This window comes from Klebsiella sp. CN_Kp100, assembly GCF_040065315.1.
Classification (GTDB): Bacteria; Pseudomonadota; Gammaproteobacteria; order Enterobacterales; family Enterobacteriaceae; genus Klebsiella; species Klebsiella oxytoca.
The window spans coordinates 1-19,758 of record NZ_JBEAIJ010000059.1; the positions used below are offsets into that span (position 1 = coordinate 1).

The 19,758-nt window shown below is 59.2% G+C and carries 10 protein-coding genes and 1 other RNA gene; 3 read left to right on the forward strand and 8 right to left on the reverse strand.

All coding sequences use genetic code 11. The annotated features are described in order from the left end of the window. Nucleotides 1-100 precede the first annotated feature (100 nt). Nucleotides 101-231: non-coding RNA, RtT sRNA (locus ABLV12_RS25935), on the forward strand. Between the two features lie 179 nt (nt 232-410). Here ABLV12_RS25935 and narI read toward each other — a convergent pair. The 5 genes from narI to ABLV12_RS25960 form a co-directional block, all read right to left on the reverse strand. Continuing rightward, nucleotides 411-1,088, reverse strand: coding sequence for a respiratory nitrate reductase subunit gamma (gene narI / locus ABLV12_RS25940; protein WP_004103123.1), 678 nt, complete (start codon nt 1,086-1,088; stop codon nt 411-413). Then, a complete protein-coding gene (gene narJ / locus ABLV12_RS25945; protein WP_053064981.1) occupies nt 1,088-1,798 on the reverse strand; it encodes a nitrate reductase molybdenum cofactor assembly chaperone in 711 nt (236 codons plus the stop codon). Before narJ ends, narI begins: the two co-directional genes overlap by 1 nt. Continuing rightward, nucleotides 1,795-3,330, reverse strand: coding sequence for a nitrate reductase subunit beta (gene narH, locus ABLV12_RS25950; protein WP_325905818.1), 1,536 nt, complete (start codon nt 3,328-3,330; stop codon nt 1,795-1,797). Before narH ends, narJ begins: the two co-directional genes overlap by 4 nt. Continuing rightward, nucleotides 3,327-7,070 carry a nitrate reductase subunit alpha gene (locus tag ABLV12_RS25955; protein ID WP_335269649.1) on the reverse strand — a complete coding sequence of 1,248 codons (3,744 nt, stop codon included), beginning with the start codon at nt 7,068-7,070 and terminating at the stop codon, nt 3,327-3,329. The genes narH and ABLV12_RS25955 overlap by 4 nt, the downstream gene beginning before the upstream one ends. 395 nt (nt 7,071-7,465) lie before the next feature. Then, nucleotides 7,466-8,854: a NarK family nitrate/nitrite MFS transporter gene (locus tag ABLV12_RS25960; RefSeq protein WP_004103127.1), complete on the reverse strand. Its 1,389-nt coding sequence runs from the start codon at nt 8,852-8,854 to the stop codon at nt 7,466-7,468. A 311-nt stretch (nt 8,855-9,165) separates the two neighbouring features. Between ABLV12_RS25960 and narX the strand changes: the two genes are divergently transcribed. Both narX and narL read left to right on the forward strand, forming a co-directional pair. Beyond that, complete coding sequence (gene narX / locus ABLV12_RS25965; RefSeq protein WP_004103128.1) at nt 9,166-10,944, forward strand: nitrate/nitrite two-component system sensor histidine kinase NarX; 1,779 nt, start codon at nt 9,166-9,168, stop codon at nt 10,942-10,944. 10 nt (nt 10,945-10,954) lie between these two features. Further along, the gene (narL, locus tag ABLV12_RS25970; protein ID WP_004103129.1) at nt 10,955-11,605 is read left to right on the forward strand and encodes a two-component system response regulator NarL; all 651 of its coding nucleotides are present in this window, start codon (nt 10,955-10,957) and stop codon (nt 11,603-11,605) included. Here narL and ABLV12_RS25975 read toward each other — a convergent pair. The 3 genes from ABLV12_RS25975 to nirB all read right to left on the reverse strand — a co-directional run bounded on the left by ABLV12_RS25975 (nt 11,602) and on the right by nirB (nt 19,754). Then, nucleotides 11,602-12,981 (reverse strand): YchO/YchP family invasin, encoded by a 1,380-nt coding sequence (locus ABLV12_RS25975; RefSeq protein WP_004103131.1) that lies wholly within the window; start codon nt 12,979-12,981, stop codon nt 11,602-11,604. The genes narL and ABLV12_RS25975 overlap by 4 nt on opposite strands. Before the next feature lie 102 nt (nt 12,982-13,083). Continuing rightward, on the reverse strand, nt 13,084-15,684 hold the full coding sequence (locus tag ABLV12_RS25980; protein ID WP_348867465.1) for a nitrate reductase: 2,601 nt from the start codon (nt 15,682-15,684) through the stop codon (nt 13,084-13,086). Beyond that, a complete protein-coding gene (gene nirB / locus ABLV12_RS25985; RefSeq protein WP_348867466.1) occupies nt 15,684-19,754 on the reverse strand; it encodes a nitrite reductase large subunit NirB in 4,071 nt (1,356 codons plus the stop codon). Before nirB ends, ABLV12_RS25980 begins: the two co-directional genes overlap by 1 nt. Nucleotides 19,755-19,758 lie beyond the last annotated feature (4 nt).

Sequence of the window (19,758 nt, forward strand, 5' to 3'; positions counted from 1 at the left end):
ACTGTAAATCTGCCGTCATCGACTTCGAAGGTTCGAATCCTTCCCCCACCACCATAACTTCTCTGTTAAACCGCTACCTGCTCAAAGCACATTGCCATATATTCTTCCGATGCAGGGAAGGATGAGAAGCTTCGATTAAGGTTCGAGTCGAGCGTCAGCGAAACAACGTTGCCGCAGGCAACGGCCCGAAGGGTGAGGAGCGAAGCGACGAATAATCCTTCCCCACCACCATCACTTCCCTGCAGTACCTCAGCAAAATCAAATAATCAAACCGTCTTAGTTAGCTCTTTTATTGCTCCAGAACTGATTCTGTATTTCTGCCATATATGCCCCAGCAGCGCTACGCCTGGAGCAGACCGCATCAATGAAAAACCCTGCCGCAGCAGGGTTGAGCTTTACACGAAATAGAATCAGCGACGGGCGCGAACAATCTGGTATTTGCGCGTCAGGTACTCGACCGGCGCGCTCCAGATATGCACCAGACGGGAGAACGGGAACAGCACAAACAGCGTCATCCCCAGCACCAGATGCACGCGGAAAATAAACGCCACGCCGTCCAGATGCTGCGAAGCCCCGCCGTGGAAGGTCACCACCGACTGCGCCCAGCCCACCAGCTTCATCATTTCGCTACCGTCCATATGCTGAGCGGAGAACGGAATAGTCAGCAGACCCAGAGCGCACTGTACCATCAGCAGGGAGAGGATCAGAATATCCGCTCCGGTGGTGGTGGCGCGCACGCGGGGGCTCAGCAGACGGCGTTTCAGCAACAGTAGCCCGCCCACCAGCGTCATGACGCCGCAGGCGCCGCCCGCGATCATCGCCATCTTCTGCTTCACGTCGACCGGCAGGAATGACTCGTACATCCAGTGGGGCGTCAGCATGCCGAGAAAATGACCGGCAAAAATTCCCAGAATACCAATATGGAACAGGTTCGAGGCCAGATTCATCCCTTTACGGTCCAGCATCTGGCTGGAGGCCGCACGCCAGGTGTACTGCCCATAGTCGTAACGTAGCCAGCTGCCGACCAGAAATACCGTCCCGGCGATATACGGATAGATGTCAAAGAAGAACATATTCAGGAAGTGCATTATTGCTGTCCTCCGTTAGAGATATTCAAATATTGCGGGGCAACGGCTCCGGCAAAACGACGCTGGTGAGCGGAGATCTCCGACTCGCCGCAGCCCTGATCGGCAAAGAATTTCACCTGTTCTTCTTCCCAGACGGCGTCCAGCGCCTGCGGCGTATCGTCGCGGGCCTCATCGGCGATTTTTTCCGCCACTTTCTGGCTATCTACCTGGGCGTTTGCCAGCTTGAGCAGCAGCTCAAACAGTACCGCGTAGCGGCTATCGCGCTGCTGCAGGCGAGCGCTCAGTAGACCGAGAATCGGCGCAACGTCCTGCAATCCGCCGCGCGCTTCCGCCTCCGGCAGCTGCGCCAGATACTCAAGATACAGCGGGAGATGATCCGGCAATTCGCGGCTATCCAGCTGCAGACCGTGGCGTTCATACTGCGCCATCAGGTCGACCATTGCCTGGCCGCGATCGCGGGATTCGCCGTGCACGTGCTCAAACAGCAGCAGCGAGGTCGCACGGCCGCGATCGAACAGCTCACTGTAGCGAGACTGCGCGTCCAGCACATCCTGGGCGGTCAGGTCGCGCAAGAAAACGCTCAGCTTATGGGCATCCTCCGGCGCGAGCTTTTCCGAAGAGGCAATAGCGTCGAACAGCTCCTGCTGATGCTGCCATAAGGCAGCGTCAGGGTACTCAAGAAGGCGCGACACAATGACGAGTTCAATCATGGGTGCGGCTCCGTTTTGCTGGTGACGTCGATAGCATCGATACGGCGGCTGTTGAACAGATTAAACTGGCTGTCAGAACCGTGGCAGCCGTCACCGAAGGTGAAGCCGCAACCGTTTTTCTCCGGGAAAGCATCGCGGGCCTGCTCGCGATGGCTGCTCGGCACCACGAAACGGTCTTCGTAGTTGGCGATAGCCAGATACCGATACATCTCCTGCGCCTGGGCTTCAGTGAGGCCAACCTCTTCCAGCGCCCGGGTATCCAGTACGCCGTCTACGGTTTCCGCGCGTTTGAAGTGGCGCATCGCCAGCATGCGTTTCAGCGCCAGCAGCACCGGCTGGGTATCGCCCGCGGTTAGCAGGTTTGCCAGATACTGAACCGGGATACGCAGGCTTTCGACGTCCGGCAGAATACCGTTGCTGCCCAGTTCACCCGCATCGGCGGCTGACTGGATCGGCGACAGAGGCGGCACGTACCAGACCATAGGCAAGGTGCGATATTCCGGATGCAGCGGCAGCGCCAGCTTCCAGTCCATCGCCATTTTGTACACCGGCGACTGCTGGGCGGCTTCGATAACCCCCTGCGGCACGCCGTCCTTCAGCGCCTGCTCAATCACTTTCGGGTCGTTCGGGTTGAGGAACACGTCCAGCTGACGCTGATACAGGTCTTTCTCTTTCTCCGTGCTGGCGGCATTTTCAATCGCGTCCGCGTCATACAGCAGCACGCCGAGGTAGCGAATACGCCCCACGCAGGTTTCCGAACAGACGGTCGGCATCCCGGATTCGATACGCGGGTAGCAGAAAATGCACTTCTCGGATTTGCCGCTCTTCCAGTTGAAATAGATTTTCTTGTACGGGCAACCGGTGATGCACATGCGCCAGCCGCGGCACTTGTCCTGGTCGATCAGCACGATGCCGTCTTCTTCACGTTTATAGATCGCGCCGCTCGGGCAGGTCGCGACGCACGCCGGGTTCAGACAGTGTTCGCACAGGCGCGGCAGATACATCATAAAGGTGTTTTCGAACTGGCCGTACATCGCCTTCTGCATGTTTTCGAAGTTCTGGTCTTTGGCGCGTTTTTCAAATTCGCCGCCCAGAATCTCTTCCCAGTTCGGACCGCTGGTGATTTTATCCATCCGCTGGCCGGTGATCAGCGAGCGCGGGCGAGCGATCGGCTGATGTTTGCTTTCCGGCGCGTTGTGCAGATTCTGGTAGTCGTAATCAAAGGGCTCGTAGTAGTCGTCGATGCCCGGCAAATGCGGGTTAGCAAAGATTTTACCCAGCAGCATCGCGCGGTTGCCCATGCGCGGCTGCAGCTTGCCATTGATCTTACGGATCCAGCCGCCCTTCCACTTTTCCTGATTCTCCCAGTCGTTCGGGAAACCAACGCCCGGCTTACTTTCAACGTTGTTGAACCACGCGTACTCCATACCCTCGCGGCTGGTCCAGACGTTTTTACAGGTGACTGAACAGGTATGACAGCCGATGCACTTATCGAGATTCAGCACCATGCCGACTTGTGAACGAATTTTCATTTTACGCTCTCCTGTACCTGGTCGTTACCTTCGCCATCTAACCAGTTAATATTCTTCATCTTACGTACCACCACGAACTCGTCGCGGTTAGACCCTACCGTGCCGTAGTAGTTAAAGCCGTAGGCCAGCTGCGCATAGCCGCCGATCATATGGGTCGGCTTTGGCGTAATACGAGTCACGGAGTTGTGAATCCCCCCGCGCTGTTCGGTGATCTCAGAACCCGGCAGGTTTACGATACGTTCCTGCGCGTGGTACATCATGGTCATCCCGGCCGGTACGCGCTGGCTTACCACCGCGCGGGCGGTCAGCGCGCCGTTGCTGTTAAACACTTCGATCCAGTCGTTATCTTCGATCCCCAGATCTTTGGCGTCCGCTTCGCTCATCCAGACAATCGGCCCGCCGCGCGACAGCGTCAGCATCAGCAGGTTGTCGCTGTAGGTGGAGTGGATCCCCCACTTCTGGTGCGGCGTCAGGAAGTTCAATGCCTTCTCCGGGTTGCCGTTGGATTTCGCGCCCATCACCGTTTTCACCGACCGGGTGTCGATTGGCGGACGATAAACCAGCAGGCTTTCGCCAAAATCACGCATCCACTGGTGATCCTGATACAGCTGCTGGCGGCCGGAAAGCGTGCGCCACGGGATCAGTTCGTGAACGTTGGTGTAGCCGGCGTTATAGGAAACGTGCTCATCTTCGAGTCCGGACCAGGTCGGGCTGGAGATAATTTTGCGCGGCTGGGCCTGAATATCGCGGAAGCGGATTTTTTCCTCTTCTTTATTCGTCGCCAGGTGCGTATGGTCGCGACCGGTAAATTCGCTGAGCGCCGCCCAGGCTTTAACCGCCACGTGGCCGTTGGTTTCCGGCGCCAGGGCCAGAATCATCTCTGCCGCATCAATGGCGGTGTTAAGCATCGGCTGGCCTTTCGCCGGGCCGTCCGCTTTGGTGTAGTTGAGCTTGCGCAGCAGATCCATCTCGCTCTGGGTATTCCAGGCGATGCCTTTACCGCCGTTGCCGATTTTCTCCATCAGCGGGCCGATAGAGGTAAAGCGTTCGTATGTCGCCGGATAATCGCGCTCGACGGTCAGAATATGCGGCGCGGTTTTCCCTGGAATCAGGTCGCATTCGCCTTTTTTCCAGTCCTTAACGTCCAGCGGCTGCGCCAGTTCGGCGGCGGAGTCGTGCTGGATAGGCAGCGTTACCACGTCGGTTTCCTGACCCAAATGACCCACGCACACTTCGGAGAACTTTTTCGCGATATCTTTGTAGATATCCCAGTCGCTTTTCGATTCCCAGGCCGGGTCGACGGCGGCAGACAGCGGATGAATAAACGGATGCATATCCGAGGTATTCATGTCGTCTTTTTCATACCAGGTAGCGGTCGGCAGCACGATGTCGGAATAGAGGCAGGTACTCGACAGACGGAAGTCGAGGGTCACCACCAGATCCAGCTTGCCGTCGAGACCGTTATCTTTCCACTCCACTTCTTCCGGCTTCACGCCGCCCTGCTTGCCGAGATCTTTGCCCTGAATACCGTTTTCCGTACCCAGCAGGTACTTCAGCATGTACTCGTGGCCTTTACCGGAGGAGCCCAGCAGGTTGGAACGCCAGATAAACAGGTTGCGCGGATGGTTTTTACCGTTTTCCGGCTGCTCTGCGGCAAAGCGAATGGAACCCTCTTTCAGCGATTTGACGGTGTAATCGACCGGCGTCATGCCCGCTTTTTTTGCCGCTTGCGCAATTCGCAGCGGGTTGGTGCCCAGCTGCGGCGCCGACGGAAGCCAGCCCATACGCTCGGCGCGCACGTTGAAATCAATCAGGTGGCCGCTGTAGCGGGATTTATCCGCTAACGGCGACAGCAGTTCCTGCGCGGTTACGGTTTCATAGCGCCACTGGCTGGAGTGGTTATAGAAGTACGATGTGCTGTTCATATGGCGCGCCGGACGCTGCCAGTCAAGGGCAAACGCCAGCGGCTGCCAGCCGGTCTGCGGACGCAGTTTTTCCTGGCCGACATAGTGCGCCCAGCCGCCGCCGCTCTGACCAACGCAGCCGCAGAAGATCAGCATATTGATAAGACCGCGATAGTTCATATCGAGGTGGAACCAGTGGTTCAGACCGGCGCCGACGATGATCATCGAACGGCCGTGGGTCTTATCGGCGTTATCGGCAAACTCCCGCGCGGTGCGGATAATATGCGCCCGGGAAACGCCGGTGATTTTCTCCGCCCATGCCGGGGTATACGCTTTGAGGTCATCGTAGCTGCTGGCGCAGTTTTCATCGCCGAGTCCGCGATCCAGGCCGTAGTTCGCCATGGTCAGGTCGTAGACGGTGGTGACCAGCACGGTAGAACCGTCGGCCTTCTGCAGGCGTTTTACCGGCAGTTTGTGCAGCAGCACGTTTTCCAGCTCGACTTTATTAAAGTGCTCGGTACCTTCGCCGCCAAAATAGGGGAAGCCGACGTTAGCGATATCGTCGTGGCCGCCCAGCAGGCTAAGGCGTAGCTCGACATCTTCGCCGGTTTTACCGTCGCGCTGTTCAAGATTCCATTTACCTTTGTCGCCCCAGCGGAAACCGATAGAACCGTTCGGTACGGTGATTTCGCCCTTCTCATCAAAGGCGACGGTTTTCCATTCCGGATTTGTTTCCTGACCTAATGCATCCACCAGATCAGCCGCGCGCAGCATGCGGCCCGCGGCGTAATAGCCATCGCGCTCTTCGAGCATTACCAGCATCGGCATGTCGGTGTAGCGGCGCACGTAATCGGTAAAGTACTGGCTTGGTTTGTCGAGGTGGAACTCGCGCAGCATGACGTGACCCATCGCCAGCGCCATCGCCGCATCGGTACCCTGCTTCGGCGCCAGCCACAGATCGCAAAGCTTGGCGATTTCGGCGTAGTCAGGGGTGATAGCAACGGTTTTAGTGCCCTTATAGCGAACTTCGGTGAAGAAGTGGGCATCCGGGGTACGGGTCTGCGGTACGTTGGATCCCCAGGCAATGATATAGCTGGAGTTGTACCAGTCGGCAGATTCCGGTACGTCGGTCTGCTCGCCCCAGGTCTGCGGTGATGCAGGCGGCAGGTCGCAGTACCAGTCGTAGAAGCTCAGGCAGGTCCCGCCGATCAGCGACAGATAGCGCGCGCCGGAGGCATAGGAGACCATCGACATCGCCGGGATGGGCGAGAAGCCGGCTACGCGGTCCGGGCCGTAGGTTTTGACGGTATAGACGTTAGAGGCGGCAATCAGCTCGTTCACTTCCTGCCAGGACGAACGCACGAAACCGCCGCGGCCGCGCGCCTGCTTGAAGCTTTTCGCTTTATCAGCGTCTTCAATTATCGAGGCCCATGCGTCAACCGGATCGCTGTGCTGTACTTTCGCTTCACGCCACATTTTCATCAGGCGTTTGCGCATCAGCGGGTACTTCAGGCGGTTGGCGCTGTAAAGATACCAGGAGTAGCTGGCGCCGCGCGGGCAGCCGCGAGGCTCGTGGTTTGGCATATCCGGACGGGTGCGCGGATAGTCGGTCTGCTGGGTTTCCCAGGTGACAAGACCATTTTTGACATAAATCTTCCAGCTGCATGAGCCGGTGCAGTTGACACCGTGGGTGGAGCGCACAATTTTGTCATGCTGCCAACGTTGACGGTATCCATCCTCCCAGTCCCGGTTGGTTTTTAGAAGCTGGCCGTGCCCATCGGCAAAGGTTTCACCCTTCTGTTTGAAGTAGCGAAACCGGTCCAGGAATTTACTCATCGGGTTTCTCCTGTGTGGAGCCTGACGGCTCTCTGATAAATCGACATTGCTGGATTTGCAGCGAAGGTAACGCTATGAAAGAGGGAGAGAATTGATAACGATCAAGACGATAGGGCTTATAAAAGCCGCTCCGGAAGCCTGATACCACCAAAGTAGTATTTATTTCTATTTTATATCTATATGATTTACATATAAATTCATCTAAAAAACCTGCAAAGGTCAGGGTTTTGCCATTCGCCATGGTATTAAGGGGTAGATGCTTATGCCGCTATTTTATTTGTGACTCCGGACTGCTTTTAAAATAACCCTCAACGATTAGCATGTTGTAACTAAATAATAAATAAAAAAAGGGCGCAACGATATTTGCGCCCTTTGCAGAAACTCACCAGAAAATATTATTTCTGCTTGCGTCCGTAGATTGCCCAGGTAATCACCACGCAGGCGATATAGAACACCAGGAATACCTTCATTGCTCCGGCCGGCGAGCCGGTCAAATCCAGCGAGATACCAAACGCTTTTGGAATAAAGAAGCCGCCAATGGCGCCAATCGCTGAAATAAAGCCCAGCGCCGCCGCCGTATCGGTCGCCGCTTCACGCATGGCCTGCGCTTCGCTGCCGCCCTGCGCCTTGACACGATCCATCGTCATTTTACGGAAGATAACCGAGATCATCTGGAAAGTAGACGCGCTCCCCAGACCAGCGGTCAGGAACAGCACCATAAATACCGCGAAGAAGGCAATAAAGTTACCGCCCTCGCCGTGGGTCGGCAGCGTCAGGAACAACAGGCCGCAGAAGATAGCCATGACCACAAAGTTCACCAGCGTCACGCGAGTCCCGCCGAGTCGGTCGGAGATCGCCCCGCCGGTCGAGCGTGCCAGTGCGCCGATAAACGGCCCGAAGAACGCATAGTGCAGAATCTGCACATCCGGGAACTGGGTCTTGGACAGCATGGCGAAGCCCGCCGAGAAGCCGATAAACGAGCCGAAGGTGGCAAGATAGAGCAGCGCCATAATCCACAGATGCGCGCGCTTGAGTACCGGCAGCTGCTCGCTCAGCGACGCCTTCGATGCCGACAGGTCGTTCATGAAGAACCACGCCGCCAGGGTGAAGATAATCAGGAACGGCACCCAGATCCACGCGGCGTTTTCCAGATATAGCATGGAACCATCCGGCTGTTCGCTGCCGGTACCGCCAAAGACGGCGAAAATAGACAGGGATACCACCAGAGGAGCAACCAGCTGCATCACGCTGACGCCCATATTACCGAGGCCGCCGTTGATACCCAGCGCGCCGCCCTGCTTCTGTTTCGGGAAGAAGAAACTGATGTTAGCCATACTGGAAGCAAAGTTCGCCCCCGCAAAGCCGCACAGCAGAGAGATGATCACGAAAACGCTAAAAGGCGTAGAGGTATCCTGCACCGCGAAGCCTAACCATACGCAGGGTACGATCATGATCCCGGTACTGAACGCAGTCCAGCGACGACCGCCGAACAGCGGCACCATAAACGCGTAAGGCACGCGCAGCAGCGCGCCGGACAGCGCCGGGAGCGCGGTCAGCATAAACAACTGGTCGGTAGTAAACTGAAAGCCGACTTTATTGAGGTTGACGGCAACGGCGCTGAACAACATCCAGACGCAGAATGCCAGTAAAAGACACGGAACGGAGATCCACAGATTGCGGCTGGCGACGCGATGACCGCGCTGCTGCCAGAATTCAGGATCTTCAGGACGCCAGTCGCTAATGACTGAGCTGTTAGTCTTCTCCGGGATTGAAGAGTGACTCATAGACACCTCTGATGATTCATATTAACCCTGGCTACCTTATGGGTTACAGGCGGCGGTAAGTTGATATAAATCAAAGGAAAAGTTGGCGCTAATTTGGCTAAAAAAAATTCATCACCCGAAGTGAGTAGCTATTTCTGCGCAAAAAAGTGTGGTTTTTCACGCCAGTGCCGGGATTACCTCAACGCCTGCCACCAGCCCATCGCAGGCTGACAATTAAGGGGTAATCCTTTGGGGGTATGGGTATACTCCAGGGGATGTCCGAGAATAAGCGCCACTCCCGGATAATTTGCCGGTCAGGAGCCCCATATCCCATGTTGAAACGACTTTTTACGCCGCTGACGCTGGTTAATCAACTCGCGCTGATCGTTCTGTTGGCCACGATCATCGGCGTCGCCGGAATGGCGATCTCTTCCCGCCTGGTGCATGGCGTTCAGGGCAGCGCGCATGCCATCAATAAAGCCGGTTCGCTGCGCATGCAGAGCTATCGCCTGCTGGCGGCGATACCGCTGACCGACAGCGATCAAAAGCTGCTGGATGAAATGACGGCAACCGTCTTTAGCCCGGAACTGCAGTACGCCGCTCGCCATGACGATCAGCAGCGGCAGCTCCAGGCGCTGCAGCACTACTGGCAGCTGGAGCTGGCGCCGGGAATGCGCAAAGCGCAAAATCAGGCCTCGGTCGCGACGGATGTCGCCGGCTTTGTCGACCGCATTGACCAGTTGGTTACCGCTTTCGATCACACCACCGAGGAGCGGATTAAACACGTTGTCTGGATCCAGCGCATCATGGCCGTGGGGATGGCGCTGCTGCTGGTATTTACCATCGTCTGGCTGCGCGCCCGCCTGTTACGTCCGTGGAAACAGCTGCTCGGTATGGCCCGAGCGGTGAGCCGACGTGATTTCACCCAGCGGGCGCAGATTAACGGGCGCAACGAGATGGCGACGCTCGGCATGGCGCTGAACAACATGTCCAAAGAGCTGGCGGAGAGCTATTCGGTGCTTGAACGCCGGGTGCAGGAAAAAACCGCCGGCCTGGAGCAAAAAAACGAGATCCTCGCCTTTCTGTGGCAGGCCAACCGCCGCCTGCACTCTAACGCGCCGCTCTGTGAACGCATTTCGCCCGTTCTTAACGGTTTACAGGGGCTGACCCTGCTACGCGATATTGAAGTTCGCGTCTACGACCTTGAAGACGAAGACAACCATCAGGAGTTTTCCTGCCACTCCGATATTCAGTGCGACGACAGGGGCTGTTATCTCTGCCCCCGCGACCTGCCGCCGCTGCCTGATACCGGCACCACTTTAAAATGGCGGCTGTCGGATGCCCATAATCAGTACGGTATTTTACTGGCCACCCTGCCCGCCGGGCGTCATCTGAGCCACGATCAGCAGCAGCTGGTTGACACGCTGGTGGAACAACTTACCGGCACCCTCGCTCTCGATCGTCATCAGGAGCGCCAGCAGCAGCTAATCGTCATGGAGGAGCGCGCCACTATCGCCCGCGAGCTCCACGACTCCATCGCCCAGTCGCTCTCCTGTATGAAAATGCAGGTTAGCTGCCTGCAAATGCAGGGCGATGACCTGCCGGAAGCGAGCCGCCAGCTGCTGGGGCAAATCCGTAATGAACTGAATACCTCCTGGGCTCAGCTGCGCGAACTGCTGACGACCTTCCGGCTACAGCTCACCGAGCCGGGACTACGTCCGGCGCTGGAGGCCAGCTGCCAGGAATACAGCGCCCACTTCGGTTTTACGGTACGCCTGGACTATCAGCTGCCGCCGCGTTTTGTGCCGTCGCATCAGGCCATCCATCTGCTGCAAATCGCCCGGGAAGCGCTCAGCAACGCGCTGAAGCACGCCAATGCCACCGATGTCAGCGTTACCGTGGCGTTGCGGGACAATCAGGTCCGTCTGACGGTGGCCGATAACGGTCGCGGCGTACCGGACCATGCGGAGCGCAGCAACCACTACGGCCTGATTATCATGCGCGATCGCGCTCAGAGCCTGCGCGGGGACTGCCAGGTTCGGCGCCGGGAAACCGGCGGTACCGAAGTGGTGGTCACTTTTATCCCTGAAAAATCGTTTTCAATCCAATAAGGAGAACTCCATGAGTCAACAGGAACGGGCAACCATCCTTCTCATCGACGATCACCCGATGCTGCGCACCGGCGTCAAACAGCTGATCAGCATGGCCCCGGATATCCAGGTTATCGGCGAAGCCAGCAACGGCGAGCAAGGTATTGCGATGGCGGAATCATTGGATCCTGATTTGATTCTGCTGGATCTCAATATGCCGGGCATGAACGGTCTGGAAACGCTCGACAAGCTGCGCGAGAAGTCGCTGTCCGGCCGCGTGGTGGTGTTTAGCGTCTCCAATCATGAAGAAGACGTGGTGACCGCGCTGAAACGCGGCGCCGACGGCTATCTGCTGAAGGATATGGAGCCGGAAGATTTGCTGAAAGCGCTACAGCAGGCGGCGGCAGGCGAAATGGTGCTCAGCGAAGCGTTAACCCCGGTGCTGGCTGCCAGCCTGCGCGCTAATCGCGCTACCTCAGACCGCGACATCAGCCAGCTAACCCCGCGCGAGCGCGATATTCTCAAGCTGATTGCCCAGGGCCTGCCAAACAAAATGATCGCCCGCCGTCTGGATATCACCGAAAGTACCGTTAAAGTGCACGTCAAACATATGTTGAAGAAAATGAAGCTGAAATCGCGCGTGGAAGCGGCGGTTTGGGTCCATCAGGAGCGCGTATTCTAGGGCAGATGCTGCCACGAAACGCCATCGGCCGGTACGCGTACCAACGGCTCAGTCAGCGCCAGTGCGATCTCATTGGATGAGACGCGCTGACCCGTTTTATCCTCCACCACCAGCGAAAGATGCCAGCGGTTGCTTGCCCCGGCTTCGCTGTTCCAGCGCGGCATAATCACGGTCCAGCCGTCCGTACTGTTGGCCTCTATCGGCGAGGTCAGGCTCAGCGCCTGGGTATCGCCCTGCCAGCTTAGCGACTTAATTCCGTGCAGGCTACGAATCTGTAGTTTCAGCTGCACCGTCTCCCCGGGCTGAAGATCCCAGGGCGGCGTCGCCAGATAAACCGACAGCGTTTTGCGCTGGCGATATTCAACCACCGGCAGATTATCGCGTTCCGGGCTATCGTAGCGGCTGCCGCGAAGCGATCGGCTAACGGCGACTTCATCGGCCGCCAGCTGCTGTTTCAGAGGAACGCCAAAACGATAGTTCAGCTTTAACCCAATATCGTTTTGGCTGACGCCGCTCTCGCCCTGCTTATGTTTGGCGGTCACCGTGACCAGCGGAACGGGGGTGTAATTCAGCCCCACCGACACCGCGACCGGATTGTGATAGCCGGTGCCCGAATGGAACAGGTCAACGCTATCGCCGAAGTACTGCTCCACGCTCACGCTGGTATTAATGTGCTGATAAAACGGCAGCCGCGCCTGAGCGGTCACATCGTAGCCGCTCGCCATACGCTGCTGCTGAGTCAGGCTACTCCCCTGCTGCCAGCCGCCGAGCGGCTGGTAGTAGTTAGCCGACAGGCGCAGCGATTCGCCCCAGGCTTCAGCCCCGACGCTGCCGCGCGCCATGCGCTCATCAAGCACTTTATCGTAGAAGGAGTTGTAGCCCAGCAGCCAGGAGCCCATCCGCCAGCGCTGGCCGAGGCCGACGTTGCCGACCAGACCGTTATCCCGCTGGGTGACCGAGTACTGGTTCCAGGTGAGATAGTCGCCGTTATCCTGCAGAGGAACAAACCAGCTCCCCTTGCTGCCGGTAAAATTGCCCTCTTTATCGACCAGCAAATCGACGTTGGCGTTGCCCCACGGCGAAAGCCAGCTTTCCAGCTGGTGGCTGACTTCGTTGCCCAGCCGGCTCATAGCAAATACACGCGCCTGTTCGCCGGTTGTCAGCCCATTATCGCTCATGCTGGCTTCGCCAAATTTTTTCGCCATCTCGGCAAAATGTTTTGCGTCGTCATCGACCTGCGGCGCCAGGCCAAGGTCGGGTAAGCTTTCAGGGCCTCTGGAAAAGGCCTGAGTATCCTGCAGCGCGCGGGCGGGAGCGCCTGTCAGCAGCAGGAGAAGCGGTAAATAAGGGGTTATACGGAACGACAAGGAGCTCAAATCGGTTACGTCTACTCATAAAGTGATGGCGGCAAAAGTTAAGTTTATCGTTTTTTACCCGCCCTGGCAGCCTCCCGCACGATTCCAGGAATATACCGAATATCAGGCCTGCGCCAGCTTCGCCGCCAGCAGCGCCTTAAGTTCCGGGATACAAGAGCCGCAGTTGGTGCCGCATTTGAGCTTTGCTCCCAGTGCGGCGGGCGTACGGCAGCCAGTGGCAATCGCTTCGTCTATCGCCGGTTCGCCCACGCTAAAGCAGCTACAGATAATGCGTCCGCGCGGTACCTCATCGCTACCCTTTCTGCCGCTCAATAATGCGTGACGCTGGGTAGCATTCGGCGGAGGGCTGCGAAACGCGGCGCTAATCCACTCGGCATCCACGCGCGGTTCGTTGACATCGCTCCACCAGCCGAGCATCAGCTCTTCCCCCTGCCACGCCAGCAGGTTCCAGATGCTACCGCCTTTGGCTGTCTGTAGTTGCCACCCTTTTCGCTGGCACCACTCAATAAGCCACTCGCGGGAGGCGATATCCCCCGCCAGCGAAAGATGAATGATTCCCTGCGCTGCCCGCCGCCGCCAGTGTAGTGAAGCGGGTAGCGGCACCGACAAGCGAGAAAAAAGCTCGCCTTTCCACGCTGGTAGCCAGGCAGCTATCGCCACTGCCGCCTGTTTACTTTCCGGCTGCCCGGAGTGCGGGTCAGTGACTGCAGACAGCAGGTTATTCACCCGTCCCTGGCGAGCAAACTGATCATTCCAGTGCATCGGCACAAACAGCGACCCGGGACGCTGGCCATTGCTGACAATCACTTTTGCTACCATCACCCCATTCGGTGAGCGCACCCGCGCCAGTTCGCCTTCCAGCAGCTGATAGCGCGTCGCGTCCGCTGGCGCGACTTCCACCACCGGCTCGTTAATATGCTGCATCAGACGCGGCAACGCGCCGGTGCGGGTCATGGTGTGCCACTGATCGCGGATCCGCCCGCTGTTGAGGATCAGTGGATAGAACGCATCGGTGGTCGCCCGGGTAGGTTGCGGCGCGACCGGCACCATCCGCAGTTTACCGTCGCGATGCCAGCCCTTATGCACACTCCAGGCTGCTTCACTGCGGCTCACCGGCCAGCGCACCGGTTCCAGCGCCTCCCACGCTTTGCGGCTGAGATCCGCCAGTCCGCCGATATCAAATGCCCGCTGGCCATCATTTTCATATCCTGAAAGCGCGGCGTGTTCGCTGAACACCTCGTGCGGGTGCTGCCAGGCAAAAGCGGAGCCGAAGCCCAGCGCCTGGGCCACGCGGGCGACGATCCACCAGTCGGCTCTGGCCTCCCCCGGTGGTGCCATGAAAGCGCGCTGGCGCGAGATCCTTCGTTCGGAGTTGGTTACCGTGCCGCTCTTCTCTCCCCACGCCAGCGCGGGAAAGCGGATATGGGCAAAGCGTCCGGTATCGGTAGCGGCGGCGACGTCGGACACGATGACCAGCGGACAGGCCGCCAGCGCTTTGCTTACCGCATGGCTGTCCGGCAGCGACACTACCGGGTTGGTGCCCATAATCCACACCGCTTTCACCTCGCCGCGGCCAATGGCGGCGAACAGATCCACCGCCGCCAGCCCCGGCGTTTGCGCCAGACGTTCGGTCCCCCAGAAGCGCGCCAGACGCCGTAAATCGTCGGTTTCAAAGTTCATATGCGACGCCAGCATGGTCGCCAGTCCGCCCACCTCGCGTCCGCCCATGGCGTTAGGTTGTCCGGTCAGCGAAAAAGGCCCGCAGCCCGGACGCCCATATTTACCGCTCGCCAGGTGAACGTTAATGATAGCGTTACATTTATCGCTGCCGCTGGCGGACTGGTTAATCCCCATGGTATAGAGCGTGATGGCGCGGGGAGCGGCGATAAACTCGCTGTAGAAATCGGCGATCTGCTGTCGCGGCAGGCCGCAGAACTGCGCGACGTGGTTGATATCCCAGTCCTGCGCGATGGCCAGCGCCTGCGGCGCATCGCTAAAATCGCCGCAGATGTCGTCGCGGGCGGCAATGGCGTTCAACAGGCCGACAAATAGCCCGCCGTCGCTGCCGGGAGCCAGCGCCAGATGCCGGTCCGCAATATCGCAGGTGGCGGTCCGACGCGGATCAATGACCACCACCCGCATTTGCGGATTGTCGCGCTTCGCCTGCGCCAGCCGCTGATAGAGTACCGGATGCGCCCAGGCGGCGTTCGACCCGACCAGCACCACCAGATCGCTGTTTTCCACGTCCTCATAGCTGCACGGCACCACATCAGCGCCCAGCGCCCGTTTATAGCCGGTGACCGCTGAAGACATGCACAGCCGCGAATTAGTATCGATATTTGCCGCGCCGATAAACCCCTTCATCAGCTTATTGGCCACGTAGTAATCCTCGGTCAGCAGCTGGCCGGAGGCATAAAACGCCACCGCTTGCGGCCCGTGCTCGTCGATAATCTCCCGCAGACGCGAACCCGCCGCTGCCAGCGCCTGGGCCCAGGTCGCGCGACCGCCATCGACTTCCGGGAAGAGCAATCTTCCCGTCAGCCCGACGGTTTCGCCCAGCGCCGCCCCCTTCACGCACAGGCGGCCAAAGTTTGCCGGATGTTGTTCATCCCCGCGTACGGTAACCTGGCCGTCGGCATTCAGGCTGGCGATAATGCCGCAGCCGACCCCGCAATAGGGGCAAGTGGTCCTGGTTTCATTCATCACGAGGCCTCCGCGCGCGCCAGCAGCTGCTGGTTGCCAACCCATACTTTACCGTTCTCCACTTTTACCGGCCATGCGCGTACCGCCAGTTCGCCGTCGTCGCACTGGCGGCCATCGCGCAGGCGAATACGCTGCTTATACAGAGGCGAAATCACGATCGGTTCACCGCCCGCATCGCCCAGCAGGCCGCGCGAAAGAACGTTGGCCTCGCTGCCCGGTTCAAGATTATCGAGGGCATATACCTGATCGCCAAAGCGGAACAGCGCAATCTGCCGCTCGCCGAGCCGCGCGCCAATCCCCGCCTGCTGCGGGATGGCGTCGAGATCGCAAATGGCCTGCCACGGGCGGGACGGCAGCGCCGGTTCGGCCTGCGCCGCGAACGGGGCCAGCTGCGGCTGGCCGCGCAGGGTTTGCCGCTGCACCGCTTCGTCCGGCTCATCGCTGTTCACGTAGGAGCGGAACAGCGCCAGCCGCTGCGGATCGTTAAGGGTGGTTTGCCATTCGCACTGGTAGCTCTCGACCACCCGCGCCATCTCCTGCTCCAGCTCTTCGCCGATGCCAAGGCTGTCTTCGAGGATAACCGCGCGCAGATAGTCGACGCCTCCCTCAAGATTATCCATCCAGGTACTGGTACGCTGCAGACGGTCGGCGGTACGAATATAGAACATCAGCAGCCGGTCGATACTGCGGATAAGGGTGGCTTCATCCAGATCGCTGGCGAACAGGTCGGCATGGCGCGGCTTCATACCGCCGTTGCCGCAAACGTACAGATTCCAGCCCTTCTCCGTAGCGATGACGCCAATATCCTTACTCTGGGCCTCCGCGCATTCGCGGGTACAGCCGGAGACCGCCATTTTAATTTTGTGCGGCGCGCGCAGCCCCTTATAGCGATGTTCGAGGGTTACCGCCAGGCCGGTGGAATCCTGGACGCCATAGCGGCACCAGGTTGAACCCACGCAGGATTTCACCGTCCGCAGGGATTTGCCGTAGGCGTGGCCGGTTTCAAATCCCGCCTCGGCCAGCTCGCGCCAGATTGCCGGGAGCTGCTCCAGGCGCGCGCCGAACAGATCGATACGCTGGCCGCCGGTCACTTTACTGTACAGCTGATAGCGTTTGGCGATCTGGCCGATCGCAATCAGCCCGTCCGGCGTCACCTCTCCCGCCGCCATACGCGGTACCACCGAATAGGTGCCATCTTTCTGAATATTGGCGAAGTAGCGGTCGTTAGTGTCCTGAAGAGGCAAATGCGCCGGCTTCAGCAGATATTCATTCCAGCAGGAGGCCAGCACCGAGGCCGCCAGAGGTTTACAGATCTCACAGCCGTGACCGCGTCCATAGCGGGTAATAAGCTGTTCGAAGGTGCGAATATGGTTGACGCGTACCAGGTGATAGATCTCCTGCCGCGACCACGCAAAATGCTCGCAGATATCCTTTTTGACTTCAACGCCCTGCTCGGCAAGCTGATACTCCATCACCTGTTTTACCAGCGCGCTACAGCCGCCGCAGCCGGTCGCCGCTTTGGTGCAGCTTTTTATCGCCGCCATATCGCCCGCGCCGCCGTTCACCGCCTGGCAGATATCGCCTTTGCTGACGTTGTGACAGGAGCAAATCTGCGCGCTGTCCGGCAACGCCGCCACGCCGAGCGCTTTTGGCGCGCAGCCCTCCAGCGCCGGAAGGATCAGGCTTTCCGGGTGATTGGGTAAAGCCATACCGTTAAGCATCATCTGTAGCAGCGTGGCATAGTCGCTGGCATCCCCGACCAGCACCCCGCCGAGCAGTTTGTTGCCCTCCGCGCTGACTACAATTTTTTTGTAGATCTGCTGCGGCCCATCGGTCCACTGATAGCTCTGACAGCCCGGGGTGCGCCCCTGGGCGTCGCCGAACGAGGCGACATCAACGCCCAGCAGCTTCAGCTTAGTGCTCATATCCGCGCCGCTAAAGCAGCCTTCCTCGCCCGCCAGGGTAGCCGCTGCGGCGCGCGCCATCTGATAGCCAGGCGCCACCAGACCATAAATTTTGTTCTCCCACAGGGCACATTCGCCGATTGCCAGCACGTCCGGGTCGGAGGTACGACACTGGTTGTCGATACAAATCCCGCCGCGTTCGCCCACTTCCAGCCCGCCGCTGCGCGCCAGCCCGTCCTGCGGGCGAATACCGGCGGAGAACACCAGCATATCGGCCGCCAGCGAGCTACCGTCGGCAAAGTTCAGCTGTAGCCCCTGTTCGTTGCGAACAATCTCCGTCGTCGCCTTGCTGGTATGCACCCCGACGCCCAGTTGACTGATTTTTTCTCGCAGCATTGCCGCGCCGCCGTTGTCCAGCTGCACCGCCATCAGGTTCGGCGCAAACTCGACAACGTGAGTTTCCAGCCCCAATTGCTTCAGCGCGTTGGCCGCTTCCAGCCCGAGCAGCCCGCCGCCGATAACCACACCCCGTCGGGCGGTTGCGGCGCGGGCGGCAATCTGGTCGAGGTCGTCAAGCGTACGATAAACAAAACAGCCCTCGAGATGATGACCCGGCACCGGCGGAACAAACGGGTAAGACCCCGTCGCCAGCACCAGCTTATCCCAGTGGGTTTCGTGGCCGAAGGCATCGCGCACCACCCGCGCTTCGCGGTCGATGCTGGCGACCGATTCGCTCAGGCGCAGCTCAATACCGTGCTGAGCGAAAAAATCGCCCTCAACCAGCGACAGCGATTCTGCGCTGCGTCCGGTGAAATATTCAGTCAGATGAACCCGGTCGTAGGCGGCATAGCGTTCCTCGCAGAACACCACAATCCGATACCGTTGATGAAGGCGACGGTCGACGCATTGCTCAAGAAAATGGTGGCCGACCATACCGTGTCCGACCAGCACTAAAACAGGTTTTGTCATCATAATTTTTCCCGCAGCGCGCGGCTGCATCGTTGAAGAGGGATCGAAGAGCCACTCTGCCGGCGCCGGGGCATCCGCCCCCAGCAGAGCGGTGAGGGGCGCAGCGCTGCTGCAATCGCCCAGCAGCAGTACGCCGCGCAGCTTACCGTCGCGCAGCAGCAGGCGCCGGTAGTGGCGGTCCAGCGGGTCCCAGCTGATACAGCTTTCATCCTGTTCTGCGGCCCGCAGCTCGCCCGCGCTGAACAACTCGATACCGCTGACCTTCAGACGAGTGCCGCTATCCTGCCAGCAAAAATCTTCGCCTGGGGTAGCGCACAGGCGGGCAGCCAGCACCTCCGCCTGGCGCAGGCATGGCGCCACCAGCCCCCAGGTCCGACCGTCGATTTCACAGCACTCCCCGATGGCGCTGACGCCCGGCTGCGCGGTTGCCAGCTGGCGGTCAACGAGGATTCCGCGGGTGCAGGCCAGCCCGCTGCGCTCGGCCAGCCGTTTGTTCGGCTGCACGCCGGTCGCCAGCACCACCCGCGAGGCGGCAAACGCGCGGCCGTCCTCCAGCCGCACCTGATGTGCATCAATAGCGGCGATACGGCTCTCCATCACGCAGCGAATCCCGCGCTCGGCAAGCAGCATTTGCAGCTGCTCGCCGGCAAAAGCATCGATTTGCTGCTCCATCAGCCCGCTTCCGCGATGAAGTAAAGTGACACTGTCACCATAACGCCGCAGCGCCGCGGCGGCCTCTACGCCGAGTACGCCACCGCCGATAACCACCGCCGGGCCGTCGATGGCCAGGATGCCCTCGACGTCCGCCAGAGTGCGGAAAGCAAAAACGTGCGGCTGCGTAATGCCCGGTAACGGCGGCACAAACGGTAGCGAGCCTGTGGCGAACACCAGTTCATCCCAGCTAACTACCCCTGCGGTGGTTTGCAGCGTACGGGCATGAATATCCACCGCCGTAACCGTCTCGCCGGCGCGTACCTTAACGTTATGCCGTTGATACCACGTCTCGGGCATCAGTCTCGTCTCGCCTGCTGTTTTCTCTGCGCCCAGCACAGGCGACAGCTGAATGCGGTTATAGGCCTGGCCGGGTTCATCGCCGATAATGGTGATGCTAAACCGCTGCGCATCCCGTTCTACCAATGCCTGCGCCAGGCGCGTGGCCGCCATACCGTTACCAATAATCACCAGTTGCCGCGTCATCGCC

What these genes read in the sequence shown, in the direction of transcription:
- narI (WP_004103123.1), bottom strand. Translation starts at nt 1,088, where the DNA reads ATGCACTTCCTGAATATGTTCTTCTTTGACATCTATCCGTATATCGCC.
- narJ (WP_053064981.1), bottom strand. Translation starts at nt 1,798, where the DNA reads ATGATTGAACTCGTCATTGTGTCGCGCCTTCTTGAGTACCCTGACGCT.
- narH (WP_325905818.1), bottom strand. Translation starts at nt 3,330, where the DNA reads ATGAAAATTCGTTCACAAGTCGGCATGGTGCTGAATCTCGATAAGTGC.
- ABLV12_RS25955 (WP_335269649.1), bottom strand. Translation starts at nt 7,070, where the DNA reads ATGAGTAAATTCCTGGACCGGTTTCGCTACTTCAAACAGAAGGGTGAA.
- ABLV12_RS25960 (WP_004103127.1), bottom strand. Translation starts at nt 8,854, where the DNA reads ATGAGTCACTCTTCAATCCCGGAGAAGACTAACAGCTCAGTCATTAGC.
- narX (WP_004103128.1), top strand. Translation starts at nt 9,166, where the DNA reads ATGTTGAAACGACTTTTTACGCCGCTGACGCTGGTTAATCAACTCGCG.
- narL (WP_004103129.1), top strand. Translation starts at nt 10,955, where the DNA reads ATGAGTCAACAGGAACGGGCAACCATCCTTCTCATCGACGATCACCCG.
- ABLV12_RS25980 (WP_348867465.1), bottom strand. Translation starts at nt 15,684, where the DNA reads ATGAATGAAACCAGGACCACTTGCCCCTATTGCGGGGTCGGCTGCGGC.
- nirB (WP_348867466.1), bottom strand. Translation starts at nt 19,754, where the DNA reads ATGACGCGGCAACTGGTGATTATTGGTAACGGTATGGCGGCCACGCGC.